2 protein-coding genes are annotated in these 3015 nt (G+C 35.8%); both read left to right on the top strand.

Annotation, left to right across the window (positions count from 1 at the left end):
* Nucleotides 1-323: 323 nt before the first annotated feature.
* A complete protein-coding gene (locus ACOVQ4_RS04485) occupies nucleotides 324-986 on the top strand; it encodes a thiamine diphosphokinase (RefSeq protein WP_421819455.1) in 663 nt (220 codons plus the stop codon).
* A gap of 554 nt (nucleotides 987-1540) precedes the next feature.
* Nucleotides 1541-2845: a tyrosine--tRNA ligase gene (tyrS, locus tag ACOVQ4_RS04480; protein WP_421819454.1), complete on the top strand. Its 1305-nt coding sequence runs from the start codon at nucleotides 1541-1543 to the stop codon at nucleotides 2843-2845.
* Nucleotides 2846-3015: the final 170 nt, after the last annotated feature.

The raw sequence follows: 3015 nt of genomic DNA, 5'->3' as shown, positions 1-3015 counted from the left end.
TGTTTTGCCGAATGCCCAAAGCTGAAAGCCGAAGGCTCAAAAATTAAATTTTATTTTGAGTACTAACTTAAGTAATCGTACAAAACTAGATTTTAGTTCTTTAAGCCAAAGGCATTAGGCACAAAACCTTTAGGTTTTTATTAGCGCTGTACGAAAGATTTTATTTTGTTAAAAAGTGCTCTTATCGTTAGCATTTTTTTGCCGAAAGCTCACAACCGAAGGCCGAAAGCTCATTGATTAAACACATTGTTGTGCTTGCCTAATGCCAATGGCTGACGGCTTAAAGCGCTTTAATTATACATCCGAAATCCGCATTCGAATTTATGTCATCTCATCATATTATACGCGACGAACAAGAACCTGCTTTAATTATTGCCAATGGCGAAGCTTGTAGTCAAGAATTACTTGGACAGTTGCTGGAATGGTCACCACTTATTGTTGTGCTTGATTCTGCTATTCATCGAGTGCTTGAATTAGGTATAAAAGTAGACGTGCTACTCGGTGATTTTGATCGAGAGTTAGATACTGACGCCATTCGTTCTGCCCAGTATCCGATTGAAATTGTTCACACGCCTGATCAAGAAAAGCATGATTTAGAGAAGGCTTTTGAATATTTGATAGCACGAGGTTTTCCTGCTGCCAATGTAGTATGGGCTACTGGTCGCCGTGCCGATCATACAATGACGAACATCACGAATATTGTACGATTTCGAGATAAACTCAAAATTGTTATGATTGATGATTATTCTAAAATATATCTTTTGCCCTATCAATTTGAAAAATGGTATACAAAAGGTACACCTATCTCCTTGATTCCAATTGGTGAGGTAATAGGTATTCAAACATCAGGCTTAAAGTATAATTTATTTGATGAATCGCTTACCTTAGGCTATCGAACAGGCTCAAGCAACGAAGCCGAACAAGATGGATTCGTAAAGATTTCTTATAAAAAGGGAGATTTACTGATGATGGAGTGTACGGATTAACAAAGGGCTTTAGGATAAAACCATCCTAAAGCCCTTTGCTTATACAAATTAAGATCTAAATTGGTCATCATTACTAGTCCTTCTTTTAAAGGAATACAAAACACCCGACGCCAAAATGGCTAAAACAATAACATAAAGTGTTCTCATAGCATTTACTGGTTATTTCTGATGCATTGGTAATACATCGGAGGCGTTAAAAATAGTTATGGCGAAAAGTTAGATATTTAACGAGTAGTAGCTAGGGATATTTTGTTTTTTCAATTTCATATTACAACATAAATACGTAAAAGTCAATCTTTTAGATTGCTACTACAGGTTTTTTATTTAGTAGTAATACAAATTAGTGGTAAGTGCTTGTGTGTAGTTAAGTATTTTTACTTATTTAAAAACCTAAATCTACCAAATCATACATCCTCGATTCTTTTCTTATAATCTTACACAGTTAAATAATCTCGAGGATTTGTTGTGGATAAAAGTTAACTTTGCGGAAAATTTGGAATCTATAGATATACAAATAGTCAAGAAACTATTTGTTCATAATTATTCAGCACAAAATGCACAAGAATTTCATTGAAGAATTACGTTGGAGAGGTATGCTCCACGATATGATGCCGGGAACAGAAGAACAACTTAATAAAGAAATGACAACCGCTTATATCGGTTTCGACCCAACGGCATCTTCTTTACATATTGGTAATCTCGCTACAATCATGTTATTAAAGCACTTCCAACTTTGCGGTCACAAACCGATTGCCTTGGTAGGTGGAGCAACAGGTATGATTGGCGACCCTTCGTTCAAAGCTGCCGAACGTGCTTTCTTATCGGAAGAAACTTTACGTTTTAACCAAGAGGGAATCCGTAAGCAATTATCTAAATTCTTAGATTTTGATTGTGGCGAAAATTCTGCCGAACTAGTAAACAACTACGACTGGTTTAAAAACTTTTCTTTTCTTGAGTTTTTAAGAGAAGCAGGAAAATACTTGAGCGTAAATTATATGATGTCGAAAGACTCCGTAAAGAAACGTTTGGAAACAGGTATTTCATTCACAGAATTCTCGTACCAATTATTGCAAGGATACGATTTCTATTGGTTATATAAAAATAATGGTGTTCGTCTCCAAATGGGTGGTTCTGACCAATGGGGTAACATTACAACAGGTACAGAAATCATTCGTAGAAAAGAAGGTGGTTCTGAAGAAGTAGAGTTTAACAGAGCATTTGCCTTAACAACCCCACTTGTTACTAAAGCAGATGGTACCAAATTTGGTAAATCAGAATCTGGAAACGTGTGGCTTGATGCAAGCATGACAAGTCCTTATGAGTTCTACCAATTTTGGTTAAACGCTGCCGATGCCGATTGTCATCGTCTTTTGAGAGTATTTACACTACTTTCTCGTGAAGAAATTACCACATTAGAGGCCGAACATGCAGAAGCGCCACATTTGCGTATTATGCAAAAAGCATTAGCTAAAGACGTCACTTGCCGTGTTCACTCCGAGGAGGCTTATAATATAGCAGTAAAGGCATCTGAAATCCTCTATGGAAAAGGTACTGTCGATGCTTTACAAGGAATGAGCGATCAGGATATTCTTTCTGTATTTGCAGGTGTGCCCCAAACAATCATCGCACGTGGTGATTACGAGGCTTGTACCAACATTACAGATTTAGTATCAACTGTAACCAATGGAGAGGTATATGCTTCAAAAGGAGAAGCTCGCCGTGCTATTCAAGGAAATGCATTGAGTGTAAACAAGTCAAAAGTGCCAGATCCTAATCATCCGATTGATTTTACTCTGCTTAATAATAAGTATCTATTATTAGGAAAAGGTAAAAAGAATCACCTTTTGATTGTTGAATAAAAGAAATATCAATAAAATGAATCCTCAGCTTTAATAAAGTTGGGGATTTTTTTTGTAATTATTTTTACAATTAATTGTACATGGTGTTTCTGTACCAGAAATATTGAATAATTTTGCTGAAAAAAAACATTATTTAGATTCTTTATTATCAACGACTTACAAAAAACTTT

This window comes from Flectobacillus sp., assembly GCF_049240685.1.
Lineage (GTDB): Bacteria > Bacteroidota > Bacteroidia > Cytophagales > Spirosomataceae > Flectobacillus.
This window is presented reverse-complemented; position numbering and strand designations above follow the sequence as displayed.

Excerpts from the sequence above, each read along its gene's own strand:
- ACOVQ4_RS04485 (WP_421819455.1), top strand. The coding sequence starts at position 324 with ATGTCATCTCATCATATTATACGCGACGAACAAGAACCTGCTTTAATT.
- tyrS (WP_421819454.1), top strand. The coding sequence starts at position 1,541 with ATGCACAAGAATTTCATTGAAGAATTACGTTGGAGAGGTATGCTCCAC.